This window comes from Nocardia sp. NPDC004711 (genome assembly GCF_053601595.1).
On the sequence record NZ_JBSGCB010000013.1, the window covers coordinates 173980 to 195807 of the forward strand.

Sequence of the window (21828 nt, forward strand, 5' to 3'; positions counted from 1 at the left end):
GGCTGACCGATCGTGACGTGCTCCTTGGTCGAGCTGCCGTCGCGCCGACCATGAAAGCCCTTCTCCAACTGGCGTTTTCAGGGGTGTTCACTGTCATCTTCTCCGTTGTTTGTCGGGGATCTTTCAAGCGCCGCGTACGCGGTCGATGACTGCCAGTGGCCCGGCGGGCGCGGCGTTGCCGCGCCAGGCCACGTGCTGGTCGGGACGAATGAGTACAAGGTCGCGTTCGTAGAGGGCGCGGGCGTGCGGGTCGCGGATATCGACGATGTCGAGCGGCACCTTTCGTTCAGCGGCCGCGATCCGAAAGCCGTCGACATCGTGATCCGCGAAGCACAGCAGGGTGAAGCCCCGGCCGAACAGGTCGAAGATGGCGGTGCCGTCGGCGAGCCGCACGCTGGGCGGCCGCGCTCCGGGCCAGGTGCCGGGCCGGTATTCGTCCATCCGCTGCCGCGGGGCCCGGTCCTCGGTGTCTCGGCACACGATGGGGGAGTGGTCGTAGCGGTAGCCGAGTTCGATTCCCAGCGCTTCGTTTTCGAGATTGCCCAGATCGCTGATCTCGCGGCCGATCCGCCGGCGGGTACGCGTGCCGAACCAGCGTTCGCTGTGCATGGTGGCGCGGGAGGTGGCCATGATGGCGCCGCGGACGACGGTGTGCCGGGCGGACGCCTCGCGGTTACGGAGGGCGACGGGGCGGCGTTCCCGCTCATACGCCTCGAGCAGGCGTGGTCCGCCCCATCCCTGCAACCGGGCCGCGAGCGCCCAGCCCAGCCCGACCGCATCGCCGACGCCGGTGTTCATGCCGTAGCCGCCCGCGGGCGTCACCTGGTGGGCGGCGTCACCGGCCAGCCAGACCCGGCCGCGGCCGTAGGACTCGGCGACGGTGAGCCGGGGCGTCCAGGCATTGGCGACCAGCACGGTCATCTCGAACCGGTATCCGAGACAGCGGAATACGAATTCGCGCGGGTCGATGCTGTCGGCGTCGGCGCTCATGCTCAGGGGAGCGTGCAGGGTCCAGGTGTCGCCGTCGTTCTGGGAGATGACGGTCCAGCCCTCGGGTGACTGCAGATGCCACACGGTGCCGAAGCGAGCGGCGATCTCGCGATCGGGAGTCGTGAAGTGCACCAGGTAGAACCGGCCGTCCGGGGGCCGCTGCCCGCTGGACAGGAATGTCCGCGTGAAAGTCCTTGCGAGCCAGGGAATTCCGAGCTCCCGCACCAGCAGCCGGCGCAGATCGATCTCGTCGAGACCGATCCCGAGGTGCCGCCGGACCCGGCTGCCCCCGCCGTCGCATCCCACCAGATAGCGGGCGCGCACGGTGCGGTGTTCGCCGGTCCCGGACACCAGCTGGGCTGTGACGCCCTCCGTGTCCTCGGTGAAACTGTCCAGCGCCCAACCATATTGCACCTCGACGTGCCGGGACCTCGCCTGCAGCTGGTCCCGAAGCGCGGGCTCGAGGATGATCTGGGACACGCGCATGGCCGGTTCCAGTGGGAGAGCGCCGTCGACGCGTCGGCCGATCGCCTCGAAGGACTCCTCGACGCTCGGGTACTCGAACTTCGCCAGTTCCCATCCGACCGCATTGCTGGCCCAGACCACGGTGGTCCGGTGATCGGGCGGCGTCGCCACCTTGCGCAGGTCGTCGGCAATGCCGAGCCGCCGGTACAACTCCATGCTGCGGCTGTTGGTGATGTCCATTTTCGGATGCCGCGTGGTGGTCGAATTGCGCTCTACCAGAAGGGTTTCCACGCCGTGAAAGTCGAGCTCCAGGGCCAGTGTCAGGCCTACCGGCCCCGCGCCGACCACGAGCACCGATGTGGTTTCGGTCATAGCTGTAGATTGAACAATAGTGTTCAATTTGAGTCAAGAGCGTCTCAAGAGTTTGGGGTTTGGCCCGCCTGGGACGGTTCTGTACTGTCGAGTTGGCGAAGGAGGGGTGATGAGTGCGACTCAGCGGCGGATCAACGCGGCGGCAATGCGGCTGTTCGCCGAGCGCGGCAGCGTGGACCTCACCATGAGCGAGCTGGCGACCGAAGCGGGTGTCGCCCGGGGCACGCTCTACCGCAATGTCGAGTCCATCGAGCAGCTCTTCGAGCAGGTCCGCGCCCAGCTCGCCTTCGAACTGCACAGTGCCAACGCGCGGGCGATGGATGCTCACGGTGACCTCGACCCGCCGCTGCGGCTGTCCACCGGTACCCGCATGATCGTGCGGATGGCGCACGAGAACCCCGCGGCGGGCCGCTTCGTCGTCCGGTTCGCGCTGACCGACGAGTCCTTGCGCGAGATGCTGACCGGCCCCCCGATGCGGGACGTGGCCGCCGGAATCGCCTCCGGCCGTTATGTCGTCGCACCCGGAATGGAGCTGAGTGTCGCCTCCATGCTGATGGGCACCGTGGTCAGCGCCATGTGGATGGTGCTGGAGGGCCACCAGTCGTGGCGCGACGCGGCCGCGGGGGCCGCCGAACTCATCCTGTGCGCCCTGGGGGTTTCGCACGACGAGGCACGCCGGATCGCCGCAAGTCCGTTGCCGGCCACCGCCTTCGAAGTCTGATCGGCTCCCTCGACGGCCTGTGGCGGCTGGCATGCCACCTCATCTCCTGATCTACTCATTCAAATGCGATGAGACTGTCAGTTGGCTGTGCATGATGCCGGGGCACCGGCCGGCAGTGCCATAACGCTCGTAACGTGTGAGGCATGGGCGAACGCGTGGTGATCATCGGCGGGGATGCTGCGGGTATGGCGGCGGCGTCACAGGCGCGCAGGTTGAAGGGCGTGGGGGAGCTCGAGATCGTCGTTTTCGAGCGGGGCCACTTCACCTCGTACTCGGCGTGCGGGATCCCGTACTGGGTGGGCGGGGACGTCGGTGGGCCGGACGATCTCATCGCGCGAACGCCCGCCGAACATCGGGCGCGGGACATCGATCTGCGGCTGGGAACCGAGGTCGTGGAGATCGATGTCGCCGGGCGGCGGGTGCGGTCTCGCGAGCCCGACACCGGTCGGGAGAGCTGGACCGGCTACGACAAACTCGTGATCGCCACCGGTGCGACGCCGATCCGGCCCGCGCTGCCCGGCATCGACGCGGCCGGTGTGCACGGGGTGCAGACGCTCGACGATGGACAAGCCCTCATCGCCACCCTCGAGTCGATCGCGGGCCGGCGGGCGGTGGTGGTCGGTGCGGGGTACATCGGTGTGGAGATGGCGGAGGCGCTACTCCGGCGGGGATTCCAGGTCACCATGCTCAATCGCAGCGCCGAGCCGATGTCCACCCTCGATCCGGATATGGGTGTGCTGATCCGGAAGGCCATGCAGGGCATGGGGATTCAGGTCATCGACAACGCGGAGCTGACGGCCGTCCACACCGATGCGCAGGGCCGGGTCACCGGCGTCGCCACGGCTGATGCCGAATACCCCGCCGATGTGGTGGTTCTCGGTATCGGCGTCCGCCCCGCCACCGACCTCGCCCGTGCGGCCGGTCTCCCGCTGGGGGAGTCCGGTGGTCTGCTGACCGATCTCGCCATGCGGGTGCGCGGACACGAGAACATCTGGGCCGGAGGCGATTGCGTCGAGGTGCTCGACCTCGTCTCCGGCTCCGAGCGCCACATCCCCCTCGGTACGCACGCCAACAAGCACGGCCAGATCATCGGTTCCGGCGTCGGCGGCGACTACGCCATCTTCCCCGGCGTGGTGGGCACCGCGGTCAGCAAGGTGTGCGACCTGGAGGTCGCCCGCACCGGCCTGCGGGAACGCGACGCCCGCGCGGTCGGACTGCAATTCGTCACCGTCACCATCGAATCCACCAGCCGCTCCGGCTATTTCCCCGGCACCGCACCCATGACGGTGAAAATGCTCGCCGAACGCCGCACCGGCCGCCTGCTCGGTGTCCAGATCGTCGGCCGCGAAGGGGCGGGCAAGCGCATCGACATCGCCGCCGTGGCTCTCACCGCCCGCCTCACCGTCGACCAGATCGTCGCCCTCGACCTCGGCTACGCCCCACCCTTCTCCCCGGTGTGGGACCCCGTCCAGGTCGCCGCCCGCAAAGCCGTCACGGCGGTCCGCCGCGACGCCATCGAGCGGAATCGCACGAAGTGATCCGACCTCCCACATCGAAACAGCGCCCTTTTGCGCGGGGTCAGCCGTAGAGCTGGACGAAGCGGTCGAGGGAGCGTTCGACGTCGCCGCGGAGGGCGCGGGCGACGGCCGAGCCGATGGGACCGAAGAGGGGCGCGCCGCCGAGGGCGAAGTCGGCGGTGACCTTGGAGCCGGTGGGGCTGGGGGAGACGCGGAGTTCGAGGCCGAATTTGGTGCCGCCGATGCCGGAACCGTTGAGGACCAGGCGGTTCGGGGGTTCGGCGGTTTCGACGATCCAGGTGACGCGATTGCGGAAGCCTTTGACGGTGGCTACGCCGATGAGGCGGGTGCCGGGGGTGAGCGCGTCGGGGACAGGGCCGCGCCAACCCTCGTGGAGGGTGAGCCACTTGTCGAGTTCGGGCAGGTCGGAGGCGTGCGACCAGGCCCGCTCGGGCGGGATCGGGACGTCTACGGAGACCTTCAGCTTAGCCACGAAGCAGATGGTATCTGTTACATGATGTAGCTCTAACGGTGGCGCTCGGCCGAGTTCGGGGCGTGGTTGTTCGACACCGTCTATCGTGAACCCGTCGCGGGCTTCCGGCGCGACCTGGGCCTGCCGAAGGTGTCCGCCAGGGAATTGCGCCGCCGCCGCACCGCGTCGGAATGGCCTGTGCTGCACGGATATTCACCGGCCTTTTCGCCACGTCCGGGGGACTGGCGGCCGGGTCTCGAGGTCACCGGCTATTGGTGGCCGCCGCGACCCATCGAACTGGGAGCCGCCCGCCGAGCTGGTGGAGTTCCTCGAGGCCGGACCGCCCCCGGTATTCGTCGGATTCGGTAGTCAGTCCGGCGACCATCCCACTCCAGAAGCTGTCGGTGGACGGCTTGGTCAGCGCCCTGCGGGCACTGACCGGTGACAACTCCTACCGTGAGAATGCCGCTCGGCCGGCGGCCCGCATCGCCGGGGAAGACGGTGCGGGCGCAGCGGTCGAAGCGATCGAGGCGCATCTCGGCACACGGTGATGTAGGCCTACGGGCTGGAGCGCAATGACCGCGACTCGGGCGCGGGCGGCGGGTCCTCCGGTTTCGGTGCGGTGGGCGCCGGGTCCGCGGGCCGGGACCGTTTGCGGGCGTTCCACCAGTGGCGGAACTGCGCCAGCCGGGTGGCGCGGGCGGGCCAGAATTCCTCGACGCTGGCATTGAATTCGGCGCCGAGGATGATGGCGAAACCCAGGAAGAACGTGAACAGCAGGAAGGCGATGGGGGTCGCCAGCGCGCCGTAGGAGATGCCGGTCCGGGTCACCCACGCCAGGTAGCGGCGAAGGCCCTCGCTGGCAGCCATGAAGAACACGCCGGCGACCAGCGCGCCGCCGAAGAGCCGATGCCAGGGGAGGGTGCGGTGCAGGGCGGTCTTGTAGAGGAAGGTGAGGCCGACGATCAGCAGCAGGCCGGTGCCCGGGTAGTAGAAGGCTTCGATGAGCCGCAGGCCCGGCTCGCGCCAGGTGTGCGGGAGGATCCGTCCGATGAGGGTGGGCCCCAGGGCGATCAGCGGCAGGATGAGCACCGCGATCACGAGGAAGCCGACGTAGAGCAGCAGCGCGAAGATTCGCTGCCAGACCGGATGGCGTGCGGTGGCCTGGCCGTGTGCTGCGGTGATGGCGTCGACGAAGGTGGCCATGGCCGAGGAGCCGGCCCACAGCGACAGCACGAACCCGACGGACACCACCCCGCCGTGGCCACGCTGCAGCACGTCGTTGACGGTCGGCTGCACCAGACTGTCGACCACGCTGGGGCTGAACGCCTTCCGCGCGAAGCTGACGATCTTGGACTGCACGATGTTCAGCGTGTTCGGGCCGAACCAGTGCCCGACATAGCCGAGGCTGCCGAGCAGTCCCAGCAGCAGCGGGGCCAGCGAGAGCGTCTGCCAGAAGGCGGCCGCCGCGGATTTGGCGAAAATCGCGTCGTTCCACGCCTTCGCCGCGACGTGGACGACGAGTTGCCGGATGCGGCCCCAGCGGGTGGCGGCGAGCACAACGGACGCCGTCGGCGCCGACGCGTCGGCGTGTTGCGGAGATTCGTCGTGCGCGTTCATCGTGGCCTAAGCATCGCCTACCAGCGCTTCGAATGGGACCGGACCCGCGATGTGGCGTGCGGCACTCCGCGGGGCTGTGTCGGATTGGAAAGCTGTCGGGTTCGATCGCTACTCTCTACCGAGTGACTTCGGGTGGTGGCGGTTCGTTACGTGCATGGCAGCGCAGGGCACTCACGAAGTATCTGACGACCAAGCCACGCGATTTCCTTGCCGTCGCCACCCCCGGCGCGGGTAAGACCACGTTCGCGCTGCGCGTGGCGGCCGAGTTGCTCAACGACCGCACTGTCGACCAGGTGACGGTGGTCGCACCCACCGAGCACCTCAAGCATCAGTGGGCTGCGTCGGCCGCGCGCAACGGGATTCAGCTGGATTCGAACTTCTCCAATTCGACCGGTTCCACCTCGTCGGACTACCACGGCGTGGTGGTCACCTACGCGCAGATCGCGTCGCATCCGTTCAAGCACCGGGTGCGCACCGAGAACCGCCGCACGCTGGTGATCATGGACGAGATCCATCACGCCGGTGACGCCAAGAGCTGGGGTGAGGCGGTCGAGGAGGCGTTCGGTGACGCCACCCGCCGGCTGGCGCTGACCGGTACCCCGTTCCGCAGCGACGACTCCAAGATCCCGTTCATCACCTACGAAGCCGACGAGTCCGGTTTCGAGAAGTCGCGCGCCGACCACACCTACGGCTACTCCGAGGCGCTCGCCGACGGCGTGGTCAGGCCCGTGGTCTTCCTCGCCTACTCCGGTGAGGCGCACTGGCGGGACAGCGCGGGCGAGGAGTACTCGGCCCGCCTGGGCGAGCCCCTCAATGCCGAGCAGACCGCCCGCGCCTGGCGTACCGCCCTCGATCCGGCCGGCGACTGGATGTCGAAGGTGCTCACCGCCGCCGACACCCGCCTGCGCCAGCTGCGCGCCACCGGCATGCCCGACGCGGGCGGCCTGGTGATCGCCACCGACCAGGAGAAGGCGCGCGACTACGCCGAACTGCTGGAACACATTTCGGGCACCAAGCCGACCATCGTGCTGTCCGACGATCCGGACTCCTCCGATCGCATCGGCGAGTTCAGCGAGAACACCGACCCGTGGATGGTCGCGGTGCGCATGGTGTCCGAGGGCGTCGACGTACCGCGCCTCGCGGTCGGCGTGTATGCCACCAGCGCCTCGACCCCGCTGTACTTCGCGCAGGCCATCGGCCGTTTCGTGCGTGCCCGCAAGACCGGTGAGACCGCGAGCGTCTTCCTGCCCTCGGTGCCGGTGCTGCTGGATCTGGCCGCCCAGCTGGAACTGCAGCGCGACCATGTCATCGGCAAGCCGCATCGCGAGGCGAACGCGCTCGAGGACGAACTGCTCATCGACGCCAATCGGCAGAAGGACGAGCCGGGCGAGGAGGAGAAGAAGTTCGTCGCCCTGGCCGCCGACGCCGAGCTCGACCAGGTCATCTACGACGGTGACTCCTTCGGCACCGCCACCTTCTCCGGCAGCGACGAGGAGGCCGACTACCTCGGCATTCCCGGCCTGCTCGATGCCGACCAGATGCGCGCCCTGCTGCGCGAACGCCAGTCCCGTCAGCTCCAGGAACGCAGCGCCGCCGCCGAGGCTCGCCCCTCGGGCGCCGGCGTGGAGGCCGCCGTCGAACGCGCCGCCACCGCAGACCGCCTGTCCGAGCTGCGCCGCGAACTGAACAGCCTGGTCGCCATGCACCACCACCGCACCGGTAAACCGCACGGCGTCATCCACGGCGACCTGCGCCGCGAATGCGGCGGCCCTCCAACGGCTCTCGCCACCGCCGACCAGCTCTCCCAGCGCATCGCGGCCCTGCGTCGGATCTGACCAGCGCGGACTACACCACCTGCAGCTCGACCTCGACCGGGTCGCCCGCGTTCAACCCCTCGGCGACCCGGACAGCCTTCTTCACCGGCAGCACATAGGTTCCGCGCTTGCCGTCGGGAAAGATCGAGGTCGACCACCGGCTGCCGCCGACCGCGACTTTCACCTTCACCGAGCCGAATCCGGCGGCGGTGTGCCCGAAGCGCTCCTCGATCTCGTCGGCGACCGACTCGGGCAGACTCACGAAATGCCAGGAGGCCTGTGCTTCCCATTCCCAGAGTTCGGCGGTGAACGCGTACGTGGAGATCGCCATGGGCCGACGGTAGCCGCCGGGTCCGACAAGGCCGGGGTCAGCGGGTGAAGTAGCGGGCAGGGGAGACGCCCACCTCGCGGTGGAAGGCGGCGATGTAGGCGCTCGAGGTGGCTTAGCCGACGCGGTGGCGATGGGGGCGACCGGCAGGCCCGAAGCGAGCAGTGGGAGCGAGGCGGCCGGGCGGACCTGGGTTCGCCACTGGCCTAAGGTGATTCCCGTCTCGGCGAGGAACCCGCGGGCCAGGGTGCGCGGACCGATGGCGACCGCGGCGGCCAGCTCGGCGAGAGTGCGCTGGTCGGACGGGTCGGCCTGCAGTGTGTCCGCGACGAACGCAACCGTATCCACGTCGGTGGCAGCGGCTGTCAGCCGAAGTAGACCGCCGGATCGAGCGCGTCGATAGGCGTCCAGCGGGGGACCGGCACCGGGGTGTCCGTGGCGGGCGGAGCGCTCCGATAGCCCTGGAGATCCAAGGCGAGCCAGGGATTTTCGTCGATCAGGCGGACCACCGCGTAGCAGGTGGCGAGCATGTGGAGGCAGCGGGCGTTGCGGGCGCGGCAGGAGCAGTCGGTGCTCGCGAGGATGGGCGTCACCGAGATCCCGGCGGCCATGACCGCGGCGTGCAGCTCGTCGCCGAGAGTGAGGGTGTCGGCGGGCACCACGGCGGCGATGGCGTCGATGGTGGCGCGCGGGAGCGACGTCAGCTCCAGGTGCGTGACCGATGCCTCCGACCCGCGATGAATGTGCGCCCGCACCACGGTGCCCTCGATCTCGGTCCGGACGCCGTTGTTGCGGACGATGCTGCGCGCGCGGGGGAGCAGCGGCTCGGGTTTGGTGAGGCTGAGCGGTTCCGCCAGCCGCACCCAGTCCTTGCCCCACGCCGTGTACCCGAATTCGTTGTCCGCCATCTCAGTTCCCCCGCTTCCGGCGCAGCAGCTCCAGCAGTCGTTCGTCGTCCAGTCGCGCCAGCTCCGCGACTCCGGCCGCATCGCCGAGGTCGGTGAGCGCCGACTTGCGGTCGTGCATGCCCGCGATGTGCTCCTCGATGGTGGTGCCCGAGGTCAGCGTGGTGACGGTGACGGTGCGGGTCTGCCCGATGCGATGCGCGCGATCCGACGCCTGCGCCTCGACCGCCGGATTCCACCAGCGGTCGAAATGGATGACGTCGGCGGCCCGCGTGAGCGTCAGCCCGGTACCCGCTGCCCGCAGGCTGAGCACCAATATGGGTGGGCCGTCCGTTGATTGGAAGTCCGCGACGATCTCCCCGCGCTGTTGCTGGTTCAGCCCGCCGTGGAAGAACGGCACCCGCACCCCGAATTCCTCGGCACAGTGCCGGACCAGCAGCTCACCGGTCTTGCGGTACTGGGTGAACACCAGGGTGGGCGCGTCCACGTCGAGGTTGTTGGCCAGAATGTCGGAGCAGACATCGAATTTCCCGGAGCGCCCGGCCAATTCGCCCAGCTCCCCGGTGATCAGCCCCGGATGGTTGCACACCTGCTTGAGCTCGGTCAGCACCGCCAGCACCCGCGTGTGCCGCTGCGCCCCGGTCCCGAACCCGGCCGCCTCGGCCCGATCGAGCAGCCGGTCGTAGAGCTGCTCCTGCTCCGCGCTCAGATCGCACACCAGATCGCAGTGGATCTTGGCCGGCAGCGCGGCGGCCACCTGGGATTTGCGTCGGCCCAGCACGATCGGCTCGACGGCGTCCCGCAGCCGCAGCACCGCGCTCGCCGATCCCTCGCTGATCGGCCGCACGAACCGCCGCCGGAACTGCGCCCGGTGCGTGAACTCCTGCGGCGCGATCAGATTCAGCAGCGCCCACAGCTCGTCGAGGTGATTCTCCACCGGCGTACCGGTCAGCGCGATCCGCGCCTCGGCCGGAATCGCCCGCGCCGCCTTCGCCACCTGCGTGTGCGGATTCTTCAGCACCTGCGCCTCGTCGAAAATCACGGTGGCCCACCGCTGCCCGCCCAGCGCGGCACCGTGCCCGCGCAGGGTGGGATACCCGGTCACCACAATCGTTCCCGGCTCGGCCTCCGGCGCCGGCCCGCCCCGCCAGGCCACCGCGCGCAGTCCGGGCGCGAATCGCTCGATCTCGTGCGTCCAGTTGCCCACGAGTGATGTTGGACACACTGTGAGTTGTGGCCCGTCTCCGGCCTTCCCGAGCAGGTACCCGATGGCCTGCACCGTCTTGCCCAGGCCCATCTCGTCGGCCAGCACCGCGCCGCCGTGTGCGGCGGTGGCCTCGCGCAGCCAGGTGATGCCGCGCGCCTGATAGGGCCGCAGCTCGGCCTTCAGCCCGGACCGCAGTTCGGCGTCGAGCAACACGGTGTCCCGCAGCGCCCGCAGGGTCCGCCCCGCCGAGGCGATGGCGGTCCCGGTGGCATTCGGGACGGCGTGCGCGGCCACCGGCAGCCGCCGCGCCTCGACCTCCGTCTCGAGGGCCTCGCGCAGCAGACGTATCGATTCCCCGGGATTGGCAATAGCCAGAGTGCATAACCGTTCTGGTTCCACCAGAGCGCATTCCACGTCCGTGACGCCGATGCCGTCCCGGCCCGGAACGGCGAGAGCGAGGTTCTCCACCTCGCCCAGGTCTCGCGGCGCGCTTCCGGTGGCGTGGCCGTTCCACGTCCAGAGCGCGACCATATGTCGATCCTGCAGGTAGGTGGCTTGTGAGGTCTGCGGCACCCGTCCGTTGTACCCGCCCGATCTCGCCGTGTGCACATGATGAATCTCGCGTTGCGTGCAACGGAATTCATGTGTCTCCGGCCACGGCTCAATTGGTGTGTCGCTGGTCACATTACGCGTCGAACGGTCCCGTACACAGCAGCAGCGGGCGACCTGCTGGTCGCCCGCTGCCGGGTTTTCTGTTGGGAAGATTCAATTGTCGAGCGGGCTCTCGGAGAACGGTGACTCCCGATCGAGTCTCTCCGAGGTGGAGGAGCTGTTACAGCGCCGGTGCCGACTCCGTGTCGATCACGGCCTCGAGCTCACGAAGGCGATCCATGTGCTCGTTGGCGTGATGCTGGCAGAAGAGCAACTCTCCACCGGCAGGAAGGGTTGCGCGCACGCGCGCAGCCGCCCCGCAGCGGTCGCAACGATCGACCGCGGTCAGTGGGGTGCTTGTCAGGGTTCCTGGCATGACTCCTCCGTCCTGGCTCTGGGTGCCTCACGCACCGTTCGCCTGGTGTGGGGCCCGCGGTCCAATCCGCGAACCTCGCTACCGCTACTTCCCAGCAGTGGTTGTTGACTACTCTCTCAGACGTTCGGCGCGAGCACTTTGTTCCCGTGCAGTTTCCCGTGTGTTTTCTGTAACACGACCTGCGATTTCGCTGAAAGCGAACAGGTCCTGAGGACTGCCCGTGGGGACTTCGCAACCTCCCGTTCGAACACGTTGATCGAGTTGTCTACCCGGAGACTACCCGGGCACACCGACACTCACACTCCGATTGGTCTCTGTGGCTGGGACGCCAGCAAACCGTAATCAAGGCGGCTGGATTGGAGACCGGTCCGCGACCGGCCTGACCTCGGCCCATGGCTGCGCGCCGGCACCGCGGTGACGCATCGGGTCACGGAGCCGTTCGCGCAGCGCGAACGGCGAATTCGCGCCCCGGGGCTCAGAACCAGGACTCGTCGAGTTCCAGCGTGGTGCGGTCGCCGGAGTCGAGCAGGTCGAATTGCGGTGTGGTGCGCGGAAGTTCCCAGCGGAAGAAGTAACGGGCGGCCAGTCGCTTCCCCTGGCGGAAGGTCTCCCACTCGGCCGCGTGCGGACGGTCCTGGGCGGACAGCGCGGTGGCGGTGACCGCCTGCTCGAGCCAGATCCAGGCCAGCACCACGTGGCCGAACGCCTCCAGATAGACCGCCGAATTGGCAAGGGCCGCCTCGGGATTGCCCGCGCGCCACAGGCCCGCCGTGGTGGCGGCCAGGCGGCCGGTGGCGGCCTCCAGGGCGGCGGCGTACTCGGCGAGCTCGTCGTCACCGGTCGCGCGGGCGGCGGCGATGGTGGCGGCCATGGTCTCCAGCAGCGCGGCCAGGGCCGCGCCATTGTCCAGGGTGACCTGGCGGCCGAGCAGGTCCATGCTCTGAATGCCGTGGGTGCCTTCGTGAATCGGGTTGAGGCGGTTGTCGCGGTAGTGCTGTTCGACGTCGTAGTCGCGGGTGTAGCCGGCGCCACCGTGGATCTGGATGGCCAGATCGTTGGCGGCCAGGCACCACTGGCTGGGCCAGGACTTGGCGATGGGGGTGAGGATGCGCAGCAGGGTGGCGGCGCGTGCCCGGTCGGATTCGCCTGCCGCGGTGCGGTGTTCGTCGATCAGTTTGCCGCAGTACAGCTGCAGCGCGAGTGCGCCTTCGGCATAGGACTTCTGGGCCAGCAGCATGCGCCGCACATCCGGGTGCTCGATGATCGGCACCTGCGCGCCGTTGCGGGCGCTGACCGGGCGGCCCTGTGGGCGGGTGCGGGCATAGTCGAGGGACTTGAGGTATCCGGTGTAGCCCAGCGCGGTGGAGGCCAGGCCGACGCCGATGCGGGCCTCGTTCATCATCGTGAACATCTGGGCCAGACCGTGATTCGGCGCGCCCACCAGATAGCCGATCGCGCCCGGCTCCCCGCCGGGGGTGAAATTGCCGTCGCCGAAGACGGGGGCGGTGTTGACGGTGCCGCGCCAGCCCATCTTGTGGTTGATGCCCGAGAGCACGACATCGTTGTGGACGGTCGGGTTGCCCTCGGCGTCGGGCAGGAACTTGGGGACCACGAACAGCGAGATGCCGCGGGTGCCCTCCGGTGCGCCCGGAATGCGGGCCAGCACCAGGTGCACGATGTTCTCCGAGAGGTCGTGGTCGCCGCCGGAGATCCACATCTTGTGCCCGAACAGACGGTAGGAGCCGTCGGCGGCGGGCACGGCGCGGGTGGTGATGTCGGCCAGGCTGGACCCGGCCTGCGGCTCCGACAGGGCCATGGTGCCGAAGCTGCGACCCTCCAGCATCGGGCGCACGTAGGCGTCGATCTGCTCCGGGCTACCGTGCGCGGCAAGCAGATTCGCATTGCCGGTGGTGAGCAGCACATAGGCGGCGGTGCCGACATTGGCGGCGTGGAACCACGACATGCACGCGGTGTAGACCGAGTGTGGCAGCTGCATGCCGCCGATCTCGTAATCCATTGCCGCGCCGATCATTCCGGCGTCGGCGAAGGCCTGCAGCGCCTTGCCGACCGCGGGGATGATGTGCACGCGCTCGCCGTCGAAGGTGGGCTCGTGCAGATCGTTCTCGCGATTGTGCGGCGCGAAGTAGGTGGTGGCCAGGTCCTGGCACAGCCGCAGCACCTGGTCGAAGGTGTCGCGGGAGTGGTCGGCGAAGCGGTCGCGGCCCGTCAGCGACTCCACCCGCAGCCAGTCGTAGAGCAGGAACTCGAGGTCGCGGGCGGACATGATGCTGGACGAATTCATGGTTCCTCGAGCGGTCGGGTACGGGGAGTCGTACCTGCCGGTCTACCAGATGGCGCGGGATCGTCCGATGGGGCGGGGGAGCATCGCCGGTCCGGGCTCGGGAACGCGCCGTCGGCGCTTCGCCCCCGCCCGGGTGGGCGTTGACGACATCTCCGTCCACGTGGCCCGGCCCGAACCGTTCTGAACCCGAGGCACTCACCTAGATTGGACGGGTGGGAACCGAACAGGACATGACGCCGCCGACCCTGCTGCACATCTGCTCCCGGGCGGAATGGGAAAACGCCCGCGCCGCAGGCGAATACCGCGCCCTCTCGCTGGCCGAGGCCGGATTCATCCACCTCTCCGCGCCCTACCAGGCCCACCTGCCCGCCAATCGCCTCTTCGCCGGTCGCGCCGATCTCGTGCTGCTGCACCTGGATCCGGCTCGGCTCGGTTCCCCGGTGAAGTGGGAGCCGGGCGTGCCCACCGACCCGGACTCCATGACCTTCCCGCACCTGTACGGTCCGCTGCCGCTGGCCGCGGTCGTCGAGGTCACCGATTTCCTGCCCGGCCCCGACGGATCGTTCGCGCCGCTCACCGCGGAGTGACCTGGCGCCCGCATCGAGCGACTCGTGCGCCGGGGTGCGCCGGAACATAGCTCCCCGGTATTCGCGCGGGTTGTCCTAATCTGGACTGCGTGAACGTCGATGTGACAGCGCTGCCCGGTATCGGTGTGCGGAAGGATTTCGAGGTCAGATCGGGGCGGCGGATCGGGGTGGTGGCGCACCGGGACGGCGGCATCGATCTCATCGTGTCGCAGCGGGACGACCCGGACGCGTGCCTGGCCCAGGTGCCCCTGACGACCGACGAGGCGGCGGTCCTGGCCAATCTGCTGGGCGCGCCCCAGCTGGTGCAGCAGCTCAAGGAAGAACACTCGGACCTACCTGGGATCACTACCAGACAGCTCACCATCGGCGGCAATTCGCCGTACCGGGGACGCATGCTCGGCGAGACCGCCATGCGGACGCGGACCAAGGCCTCCATCGTGGCCATCATGCGGGCGGGGCAACTGCACCCGTCACCGGGACCAGATCAGGTGCTCGACTCCGGGGACGTGCTCGTCGTCGTCGGCACGCCGCACGGGCTGGACGCGGCCGCTCGCATTCTGGCCGACGGCTGACCCTGTGGATTCGACCGGTCTAGCCCTGTTCGAACTCGGCGCGATCTTGTTCGCGCTCGGCATGCTGGGGCGACTGGCCGCCCGCTTCGGCATGTCGCCGATTCCCCTCTACCTGCTCGGCGGCCTGGCCTTCGGCGAGGGCGGCATCGTGAAGATGCACGCCGCCACCGAATTCGGGCACACGGCCGGCGAGATCGGCGTGGTGCTGCTGCTCCTACTGCTCGGATTGGAGTACACCGCAGCCGAATTGGTGACCGGACTGCGCCGCTCCTGGCTGGCCGGTCTGGTCGACATCGTCGTCAATGCCACGCCGGGCGTGGTGGTGGCGCTGATCCTGGACTGGGGCGCGGTCGGCGCGGTCACCATGGGCGGCGTCACCTACATCTCGTCGTCCGGCATCGTCGCCAAGGTGCTCAACGACCTGGGCCGCCTCGGTAACCGCGAGACGCCGGTGGTGCTGTCCATCCTGGTGTTCGAGGATCTGGCCATGGCGGTGTACCTGCCGATCCTCACCATGATGCTGGCCGGGCTGAGCTTCGCCAACGGGCTGCGCTCGCTGGCCATCGCGCTGGTGGCGATCACCGTGGTGCTCATCGTGGCGCTGCGCTACGGCCGCTACGTATCGGCCATCGTGGACAGCAACGATCGGGAAGTGTTCCTGCTCAAACTGCTCGGCGCGGCGCTGCTGGTGTCGGGCGCGGCCTCGACGCTGAACGTGTCGGCGGCGGTGGGCGCGTTCCTGCTCGGCATCGCCATCTCCGGGTCCACCGCGCAGGAGGCGGCGAAACTCCTCGAACCGCTGCGGGATCTGTTCGCGGCCCTCTTCTTCGTGGCCTTCGGGCTCAACACCGATCCCCGGGCGATCCCGCCGGTGCTGGGCTGGGCGATCCTGCTGGCCTTCGTGACCACGCTGACCAAGCTCGGCACCGGTTGGTGGGCGGCGTCGCGGCAGGGCATCCGCAGGATGGGCCGGGCGCGCGCGGGTGCGGCGCTGGTGGCGCACGGCGAATTCTCCATCGTCATCGCCGGCCTCGCGGTTTCGCTGGGCGGCGTGAGCAGGCGGCTGGCTGCGCTGGCCTCGGCCTACGTGCTAATGATGGCCGTGCTCGGCCCGATCGCGGCGCGCCTCGTCGAGCCGGTCGTCCGGTTCGCCCAGCGTGGGCGCGGCCGCGTCGATCCCGTCCCCGGCTGAATCACCGGCCGCGGCCGGATTCGTGGCCGCCCGGGCCGGCTTCGCCGCGGCCCTGCGCGCTTGCACCGCGACCAGGCGGTGGGAGAGCGCCACCGCGATCGCGCCCACCGTGAAACCGATGAGCAGCGCGAAGAAATGGCCGTAGTCGGTGAAGGTGCGGCCGTGCCAGACGCCGTAGGCGTACCAGACCACCATGGCCAGCGCCCACAGCCAGCGGGCCGGGCCGCGCAGCCGGAAGGTCAGCGCGGCCATCATGGCCGAGATGCCGTAGCTGGGGCCGACATCCGAGGCGAACGCCACCCGGGTCGGGATCAGCTGCTTGTCGAGCTTGTGGGCGATGCCGAGCACCGTGATCAGGGTGGCGCCGACATGACCGGTGGCCACCACCAGGATCCAGCGCAGCGACCCCAGCCAGCGTTCGGCGAGCGCCATCAGGGTGATGAGGATGAGAATGTCGCCCCAGGGGAAGCCGCCGTCGGTCCAGAAGGCCGAGGCCACCAGCACCTGGATCGGATCCCTCTGCATATTGCGCAGATTCGTGGAGGCGGAGAAGATCAGCCGCCGGCCCACGATGTCGCTGGCGCCGCGCAGCGTCCACCAGGTGATGAAAAGGGTGAAGGCGTAGGCGATGCATGCCGGGGTGACCGCCAGCAGATTCCGATAGGCGCGGACCGCGCGCCGCAACCGGTGCGGCTGCCGCCACCAGACACCGAGGGTGCGGAACCGCTCGCCGAGATCGACGGTGCGCAGCCAGGGCGGCTGATAGATGCCTGCCATGGCGCCATGGTAGCCCGGGGCCATCGGCCGACCTCCACATCGCGGGAGAGGAGGCCGGTCCTGCGGTAGTCCGGCACGCGTAACGCGCAGTAATGCCGGGGGAAAGCGGTGGTTACCGACCGGCAATATGGGCCCGGACCATCGGGAGGGTGATCTTCCATCAGCGCCTGGGCGGCAGCACCTACACCTTCGACGGGCTGGTCGAACTGCTGGCCAAGGCCACACCGCGGCGCAGCGGGGACGAACTGGCGGGGTGCGCGGCGCACTCCGACGCCGAGCGGGCGGCGGCGCAGTGGGCGCTGGCCGAGGTGTCGCTGGGCGTCTTCCTGGAGGAACCGGTGGTGCCGTACGAGACCGACGAGGTCACGCGGTTGATCATCGACGGGCACGATCGCGGTGCGTTCCAGGCGATTTCGCATCTGACGGTGGGCGGGCTGCGGGACTGGCTGCTCGCGGTCGCCGCCCGGCCCGATGCCGCGGCCACCCTGCGGGCCGTCGCACCCGGGCTCACGCCGGAGATGGCCGCGGCCGTCAGCAAACTCATGCGCAATCAGGACCTGATCGCGGTCGCGCGGGCGGCCGAGGTGCGCTCCGGGTTCCGGACCAGCATCGGGGTGCCGGGCACGCTCGCCACCCGATTGCAGCCCAACCATCCGACCGATGATCCGCGCGGAATCGCCGCGGCGGTGCTGGACGGGCTGCTGCTGGGGTGCGGGGACGCGGTGATCGGCATCAATCCGGCCACCGATTCGCCGCAGGCCACGGCGGATCTGCTGTACCTGCTCGACGAGGTGCGGCAGCGCTTCGAGATCCCGACGCAATCGTGTGTGCTCTCGCATGTCACCACCACGCTCGGGCTCATCGAGGCGGGGGCGCCGGTGGATCTGGTATTCCAGTCCATCGCGGGCACCCAGGGCGCGAATTCCGGCTTCGGCGTGACCATCTCGCTGCTGCGCGAGGCCAACGAGGCGGGCCGGTCGCTGCGTCGCGGGACCGTGGGCGACAACGTCATGTACCTGGAAACCGGTCAGGGCTCGGCGCTCTCGGCGGGCGCGCACCTGGGCGCCGGCGGTAAGCCGGTCGACCAGCAGACCCTCGAGGCCCGCGCCTACGCCATCGCCCGCGACCTGGACCCGTTCCTGATCAATACGGTGGTCGGTTTCATCGGTCCCGAATACCTCTACGACGGCAAGCAGATCATCCGCGCCGGCCTCGAGGACCACTTCTGCGGCAAGCTCCTCGGCCTCCCGATGGGCGTCGACGTCTGCTACACCAATCACGCCGAAGCCGACCAGGACGACATGGACACCCTGCTCACCCTGCTGGCCGCCGCGGGCTGCCCCTTCGTCATCGCGGTCCCCGGCGCCGACGACGTCATGCTCGGCTACCAGAGCCTCGCCTACCACGACGCCCTCTATGCCCGCCAGATCCTCGATCTCCGCCCCGCCCCCGAATTCGCCGCCTGGCTCGACGGTCTCGGCATGATGGACTCGACCGGCCGCGTTCTCCCCGTCGAGCCCCTGTCCTCCCCGCTGCGTGCACTGGCCGCCAAGGGGGCGGCGTGATCATCGGCGCCACCTCGCGGGTTACTCCTGCACGAAAACGATTCTGCGCGAACAGAAGTGGAACTCGAATCGCCGAGGCTCGTCCGGTGCCGTCGATCGGAATCGCCGACAACGCCGGCCCGTACCCGGAGGGAGACCAGTGAGCCCGATCGAACCCGTGCGCCCGATCCGCCGCACCGAGGACATTGCCGCGCAAGCGTTCTGGGACGGACTGCGGCGCAGTACGCAGGCGCGGATCGGGCTCGGGCGTACCGGGGACGCGCTGTCCACCGCAGAGGTGCTCGAGTTCCGGGCGGCCCATGCCGCGGCCCGGGATGCCGTGCACAGTCCGCTCGATAGCGCGGCCCTGGCCGCCGAGGTGAGGGGTCTCGGGCTCGGCGAGCCGGTGCAGGTGCGCAGCAGGGCGAGCGATCGCTCGGAGTACCTGCGGCGTCCGGATCTCGGACGGCTGCCCGAAACCGATGACCCGGCGGTGCCGCACAGTGGGGCGGACGTGGGTTTCGTTCTGGCGGACGGGCTTTCGTCGAGGGCGCTGGCCGATCACGGGGTTCTGATGCTCGCGGCGTTGCTCGCGGCGTTCGAGGGGCGATACACGCTCGCTCCGCCGGTGATCGCCACGCAGGCCCGGGTGGCGCTGGGGGATCACATCGGTGCGGCGCTCGGTGTGCGGACGGTGCTGGTGTTGATCGGGGAGCGGCCCGGGCTGTCGGTCGCCGACAGTCTCGGGATCTATCTCACCCATTGCCCGCGACCCGGACGATCCGATTCCGAGCGGAACTGCATCTCGAATATTCATCCGCCCGAAGGGCTCTCGTACGCACGTGCGGCTCAGGTCGTCACGGGGTTGGTCGATGGTGCCCGGCGGCTCGGCCGGTCGGGGGTCGATCTGAAGGACACGTCGGCCGACCGTACGCTCATCGATGCGGACACGCTCTCGGTGGAAGCGCCACGGCCCGTCGAGCCGGCGGACAGTGGGGCCGGCTGGTAGACCGGCGGTGGTGGGCACCACTCGGTGACGCCTTCGCGTTCTGCGCGAATCCGCTGCCGCCCGGCCTCGCCGCCGGCGCGGGAAGTACTGTTCACCCGGGCTTGTGGCAGGCCGCTCGAACAGTGCCGACGCGGCGCGGAGCAGGAGGTACAGGCGGGATGCGACGATGGCGAGTGGTGCCGGCGCTGGCGGGAACCGCGGTGCTGGTGCCGTTCCTCGGGTTCACCGGCTATACGGTCGGTCGTGCGCGGCTGTCCCCGCGGCCCGGCGCGGACGTGGTGGTCGTGCTCGGTTGCCGGCTGCGCCACGATCGGGTTGCGCCGATGCTTGCCAGACGGCTGAACCGGACGCTCGAGGTGGTGGGGGAGGAACGCCGCCGGGGGCGTACGCCGCTGCTGGTGGTGTCGGGCGGGCAGAGCGGGCGCGAAACCGTGGCCGAGGCCGAGGCGATGGCTGATTATCTTGTGGCGCAGGGCATTTCGGGCGACCTCATCCTGCGTGAGAACCGGTCCCGCAATACCGAGGAGAACCTGCGGTTCACCGTCCGGGAGTTACGCGGGCGCGGCATCGATCCGGAGCAGGTGCGAATAACCGTGGTCACCAGTGACTTTCACGTGTTGCGGACGGCCGGGCTGGTCCGGCGGCTGGGGCTGCGTGCTCAGGTCACCGGCGCGCGTACCTCCCGGCTGCTGACCCGAAAATCCTTCCTGCGGGAATTCGTCGCCGTCCTGGTGCAGCTGGGCCGGACCGGGTAGCGGTCGGTCACCGGCGCAGATCCAGCCGCCGCATGACGCGGTCCACCACATCGGGCGGGACTCCCGGTTCGCGGCGCGCGGCCAGCGCCTCGGCCCGGCCCGCCTCCAGCACCTCATTGGTGATGGACCGCATCTTGGTGGTGAAGGCCACCGTGCGATCGGTGTGGGTCCGGGGATCGTCCTCGGCGGCCTCCGGATCCGCCTGGGCCAGACGGCGTTCGAATCCCGTGCGCAGCCGGTCGTAGACCTCCTCGGGCAGGTGCTCGGTCTCCGAGATCTCCTTGAGCCGGGCCAGTTCGGCCTCCAGTACCCGGGTCCAGAGCTGGCGTTCGAAGGCGCGCTCGGTGCCGGTGTCGGCGTGCACGCCGGTCGCCCGCACCACGGCGGGCAGGGTCGGACCCTGTAGCAGCAGCGTGAACAGCACGACCGCGATGGCGGTGAACAGGATTTCGGTGCGGCCCGGGAACGGTTGTCCGCTGTCGGTGGTGAACGGCACGGCCAGTGCCAGCGCCACCGTGGCGACCCCGCGCATGCCCGCCCACCAGGTCACCATGGTCTCGCGCCAGGTGTGGGGCTCGTCCTTGTCGCGGGTGCGCCACCAGGATCGGAAGATCACGGTCGTGGTCAGCAGCCAGATCAGCCGCAACCCCACCACCACCGCGATGATCACCACCGCCCCGCCGATGAAGCGCGGCCAGTTGGGTCCGGCGTCGCGCAGCACCGTGCTCAGCTCTAGCCCGATCAGGCCGAAAGCGAAACCGGTGACCAGCATTTCGGTGATCTCCCAGAAGGAGTCGCCGACCAGCCGGTAGTCGCTGTCGCTGAAATCGGTTGCGGCTTCGGTGAGATACATCGAGCAGACCAGCACCGCCAGCACCGCCGACCCGCCTCGCGACTCCGAGAGCCCGTAGGCGGCGAACGGCAGCAGCAGTCCCAGCGCCACCCGCCACGGGGCCTCGTCGAGCCGCTGCATGAGTTTGCTTCCGGCCCAGCCGAACAGCAGCCCGACCACCGACCCGACCAGCGCCGACACCAGGAAATCGCGGAATGCGCCCCAGGCCGAGAAGGAACCGGTCACCACGGCCTGAATCGCGGCCGTGTAGAGGACGATCGCGGTCACGTCGTTGAACAGGCCCTCGCCCTCGAGCACCGCGACCAGACGCCGGGGCAGGCCCAGCTTGCCGGCCAGTGCCGAGACCGCCACCGGATCCGGTGGCGCGACCAGGGCGCCGAGCGCGACCGCGGCACCGATCGGCACGGCCGGGTACCAGAGGTGAAAGGCCCAGGCCACGGCCGCCGTGGTCACGATGACCAGCACCACCGCGCGCAGGCTGATGGCCACCCAGTTCTCGGCGAACTGCCGCCAGGAGGTGCGCCGCGCGGCCGCGTACAGCAGGGGCGGCAGCACCAGCGGCAGGATGAGTTCGGGATCGATCTCGATATTCGGCACCTGCGGAATCAGGGCCAGCACCACGCCGAAGGCGGTCATGAGGACCGCCGGGGCCTGGCCCAGCCGCCGTCCGAGCGGCTGGGCCAGGATGGTCGCGAACAGGACCGCGAAGATCAACTCCAGCTGGTGGTGTTCCACGGCAGTCAGTTTGCTGCCGAAGTGCCCCAAAGTCGAACACCGGAACCGGATTCTCAGCGAACCG

20 protein-coding genes and 1 pseudogene are annotated in these 21828 nt (G+C 69.3%); 11 read left to right on the top strand and 10 right to left on the bottom strand.

Annotated elements, in window-relative coordinates; all coding sequences use genetic code 11:
• Positions 1 to 123 precede the first annotated feature (123 nt).
• Positions 124 to 1827 carry an FAD-dependent monooxygenase gene (locus ACWEKS_RS15585; RefSeq protein ID WP_452340698.1) on the bottom strand — a complete coding sequence of 568 codons (1704 nt, stop codon included), beginning with the start codon at positions 1825 to 1827 and terminating at the stop codon, positions 124 to 126.
• Between the two features lie 109 nt (positions 1828 to 1936).
• Here ACWEKS_RS15585 and ACWEKS_RS15590 point away from each other — a divergent pair, with 109 nt between their 5' ends.
• Positions 1937 to 2548 carry a TetR/AcrR family transcriptional regulator gene (locus tag ACWEKS_RS15590; RefSeq protein WP_452340699.1) on the top strand — a complete coding sequence of 204 codons (612 nt, stop codon included), beginning with the start codon at positions 1937 to 1939 and terminating at the stop codon, positions 2546 to 2548.
• Between the two features lie 143 nt (positions 2549 to 2691).
• Positions 2692 to 4086, top strand: a complete 1395-nt coding sequence (locus tag ACWEKS_RS15595; protein WP_452340700.1) for an FAD-dependent oxidoreductase — start codon at positions 2692 to 2694, stop codon at positions 4084 to 4086.
• Between the two features lie 40 nt (positions 4087 to 4126).
• Here the strand turns inward: ACWEKS_RS15595 and ACWEKS_RS15600 are convergent, their stop codons facing one another.
• Positions 4127 to 4558 (bottom strand): type II toxin-antitoxin system Rv0910 family toxin, encoded by a 432-nt coding sequence (locus ACWEKS_RS15600; RefSeq protein WP_452340701.1) that lies wholly within the window; start codon positions 4556 to 4558, stop codon positions 4127 to 4129.
• Positions 4559 to 4615: 57 nt separating this feature from the next.
• On the opposite strand from ACWEKS_RS15600, the pseudogene ACWEKS_RS15605 reads away from it, so the two are divergent.
• Both ACWEKS_RS15605 and ACWEKS_RS15610 read left to right on the top strand, forming a co-directional pair.
• Positions 4616 to 4907, top strand: a pseudogene (locus ACWEKS_RS15605) (glycosyltransferase); the annotation flags it as partial.
• A gap of 34 nt (positions 4908 to 4941) precedes the next feature.
• Positions 4942 to 5088 (top strand): hypothetical protein, encoded by a 147-nt coding sequence (locus ACWEKS_RS15610; protein ID WP_452340702.1) that lies wholly within the window; start codon positions 4942 to 4944, stop codon positions 5086 to 5088.
• Between the two features lie 7 nt (positions 5089 to 5095).
• Here the strand turns inward: ACWEKS_RS15610 and ACWEKS_RS15615 are convergent, their stop codons facing one another.
• Entirely contained in the window at positions 5096 to 6157 is a 1062-nt protein-coding gene (locus ACWEKS_RS15615; RefSeq protein WP_452340703.1) for a YihY/virulence factor BrkB family protein, read from the bottom strand.
• Between the two features lie 122 nt (positions 6158 to 6279).
• On the opposite strand from ACWEKS_RS15615, the gene ACWEKS_RS15620 reads away from it, so the two are divergent.
• Positions 6280 to 7992 carry a DEAD/DEAH box helicase gene (locus ACWEKS_RS15620; protein WP_452340704.1) on the top strand — a complete coding sequence of 571 codons (1713 nt, stop codon included), beginning with the start codon at positions 6280 to 6282 and terminating at the stop codon, positions 7990 to 7992.
• A gap of 10 nt (positions 7993 to 8002) precedes the next feature.
• Here the strand turns inward: ACWEKS_RS15620 and ACWEKS_RS15625 are convergent, their stop codons facing one another.
• From ACWEKS_RS15625 to ACWEKS_RS15645, 5 genes are all read right to left on the bottom strand, one after another.
• The gene (locus tag ACWEKS_RS15625; protein ID WP_452340705.1) at positions 8003 to 8302 is read right to left on the bottom strand and encodes a DUF1905 domain-containing protein; all 300 of its coding nucleotides are present in this window, start codon (positions 8300 to 8302) and stop codon (positions 8003 to 8005) included.
• Between the two features lie 362 nt (positions 8303 to 8664).
• A complete protein-coding gene (locus ACWEKS_RS15630) occupies positions 8665 to 9207 on the bottom strand; it encodes a hypothetical protein (protein WP_452340706.1) in 543 nt (180 codons plus the stop codon).
• Position 9208: 1 nt separating this feature from the next.
• Entirely contained in the window at positions 9209 to 10942 is a 1734-nt protein-coding gene (locus ACWEKS_RS15635) for a DEAD/DEAH box helicase (RefSeq protein WP_452340735.1), read from the bottom strand.
• A 301-nt stretch (positions 10943 to 11243) separates the two neighbouring features.
• Positions 11244 to 11438, bottom strand: coding sequence for a DUF7455 domain-containing protein (locus ACWEKS_RS15640; protein ID WP_033087939.1), 195 nt, complete (start codon positions 11436 to 11438; stop codon positions 11244 to 11246).
• A gap of 475 nt (positions 11439 to 11913) precedes the next feature.
• Positions 11914 to 13740: an acyl-CoA dehydrogenase gene (locus ACWEKS_RS15645; RefSeq protein ID WP_452340707.1), complete on the bottom strand. Its 1827-nt coding sequence runs from the start codon at positions 13738 to 13740 to the stop codon at positions 11914 to 11916.
• 230 nt (positions 13741 to 13970) lie between these two features.
• Here ACWEKS_RS15645 and ACWEKS_RS15650 point away from each other — a divergent pair, with 230 nt between their 5' ends.
• The 3 genes from ACWEKS_RS15650 (at position 13971) to ACWEKS_RS15660 (ending at position 16091) form a co-directional block, all read left to right on the top strand.
• Positions 13971 to 14327, top strand: a complete 357-nt coding sequence (locus ACWEKS_RS15650; RefSeq protein ID WP_452340736.1) for a DUF952 domain-containing protein — start codon at positions 13971 to 13973, stop codon at positions 14325 to 14327.
• Between the two features lie 89 nt (positions 14328 to 14416).
• Positions 14417 to 14899 carry a cation:proton antiporter regulatory subunit gene (locus tag ACWEKS_RS15655; protein WP_354836952.1) on the top strand — a complete coding sequence of 161 codons (483 nt, stop codon included), beginning with the start codon at positions 14417 to 14419 and terminating at the stop codon, positions 14897 to 14899.
• 4 nt (positions 14900 to 14903) lie between these two features.
• Positions 14904 to 16091 carry a cation:proton antiporter gene (locus tag ACWEKS_RS15660; protein ID WP_452340708.1) on the top strand — a complete coding sequence of 396 codons (1188 nt, stop codon included), beginning with the start codon at positions 14904 to 14906 and terminating at the stop codon, positions 16089 to 16091.
• On the opposite strand, the gene ACWEKS_RS15665 is transcribed toward ACWEKS_RS15660, so the two are convergent.
• Positions 15990 to 16868, bottom strand: a complete 879-nt coding sequence (locus ACWEKS_RS15665; RefSeq protein ID WP_452340709.1) for a rhomboid-like protein — start codon at positions 16866 to 16868, stop codon at positions 15990 to 15992. The two genes, ACWEKS_RS15660 and ACWEKS_RS15665, sit on opposite strands and share 102 nt — an antisense overlap.
• A 149-nt stretch (positions 16869 to 17017) precedes the next feature.
• Here ACWEKS_RS15665 and ACWEKS_RS15670 point away from each other — a divergent pair, with 149 nt between their 5' ends.
• The 3 genes from ACWEKS_RS15670 to ACWEKS_RS15680 all read left to right on the top strand — a co-directional run bounded on the left by ACWEKS_RS15670 (position 17018) and on the right by ACWEKS_RS15680 (position 20176).
• A complete protein-coding gene (locus tag ACWEKS_RS15670; protein WP_452340710.1) occupies positions 17018 to 18433 on the top strand; it encodes an ethanolamine ammonia-lyase subunit EutB in 1416 nt (471 codons plus the stop codon).
• Positions 18434 to 18581: 148 nt separating this feature from the next.
• Complete coding sequence (gene eutC / locus ACWEKS_RS15675; protein ID WP_452340737.1) at positions 18582 to 19421, top strand: ethanolamine ammonia-lyase subunit EutC; 840 nt, start codon at positions 18582 to 18584, stop codon at positions 19419 to 19421.
• 158 nt (positions 19422 to 19579) lie between these two features.
• Positions 19580 to 20176 carry a YdcF family protein gene (locus ACWEKS_RS15680; protein ID WP_452340711.1) on the top strand — a complete coding sequence of 199 codons (597 nt, stop codon included), beginning with the start codon at positions 19580 to 19582 and terminating at the stop codon, positions 20174 to 20176.
• Between the two features lie 7 nt (positions 20177 to 20183).
• Here ACWEKS_RS15680 and ACWEKS_RS15685 read toward each other — a convergent pair whose 3' ends face one another.
• A complete protein-coding gene (locus ACWEKS_RS15685; protein ID WP_452340712.1) occupies positions 20184 to 21764 on the bottom strand; it encodes a Na+/H+ antiporter in 1581 nt (526 codons plus the stop codon).
• Positions 21765 to 21828 lie beyond the last annotated feature (64 nt).

Bases quoted from the DNA above. Each gene is read 5' to 3' on its own strand.
- ACWEKS_RS15640 (WP_033087939.1), bottom strand. From the start codon at position 11,438: ATGCCAGGAACCCTGACAAGCACCCCACTGACCGCGGTCGATCGTTGC.
- ACWEKS_RS15630 (WP_452340706.1), bottom strand. From the start codon at position 9,207: ATGGCGGACAACGAATTCGGGTACACGGCGTGGGGCAAGGACTGGGTG.
- ACWEKS_RS15645 (WP_452340707.1), bottom strand. From the start codon at position 13,740: ATGAATTCGTCCAGCATCATGTCCGCCCGCGACCTCGAGTTCCTGCTC.
- ACWEKS_RS15615 (WP_452340703.1), bottom strand. From the start codon at position 6,157: ATGAACGCGCACGACGAATCTCCGCAACACGCCGACGCGTCGGCGCCG.
- ACWEKS_RS15595 (WP_452340700.1), top strand. From the start codon at position 2,692: ATGGGCGAACGCGTGGTGATCATCGGCGGGGATGCTGCGGGTATGGCG.
- ACWEKS_RS15625 (WP_452340705.1), bottom strand. From the start codon at position 8,302: ATGGCGATCTCCACGTACGCGTTCACCGCCGAACTCTGGGAATGGGAA.
- ACWEKS_RS15635 (WP_452340735.1), bottom strand. From the start codon at position 10,942: ATGGTCGCGCTCTGGACGTGGAACGGCCACGCCACCGGAAGCGCGCCG.
- ACWEKS_RS15680 (WP_452340711.1), top strand. From the start codon at position 19,580: ATGCGACGATGGCGAGTGGTGCCGGCGCTGGCGGGAACCGCGGTGCTG.
- ACWEKS_RS15585 (WP_452340698.1), bottom strand. From the start codon at position 1,827: ATGACCGAAACCACATCGGTGCTCGTGGTCGGCGCGGGGCCGGTAGGC.
- ACWEKS_RS15665 (WP_452340709.1), bottom strand. From the start codon at position 16,868: ATGGCAGGCATCTATCAGCCGCCCTGGCTGCGCACCGTCGATCTCGGC.
- ACWEKS_RS15650 (WP_452340736.1), top strand. From the start codon at position 13,971: ATGACGCCGCCGACCCTGCTGCACATCTGCTCCCGGGCGGAATGGGAA.
- ACWEKS_RS15590 (WP_452340699.1), top strand. From the start codon at position 1,937: ATGAGTGCGACTCAGCGGCGGATCAACGCGGCGGCAATGCGGCTGTTC.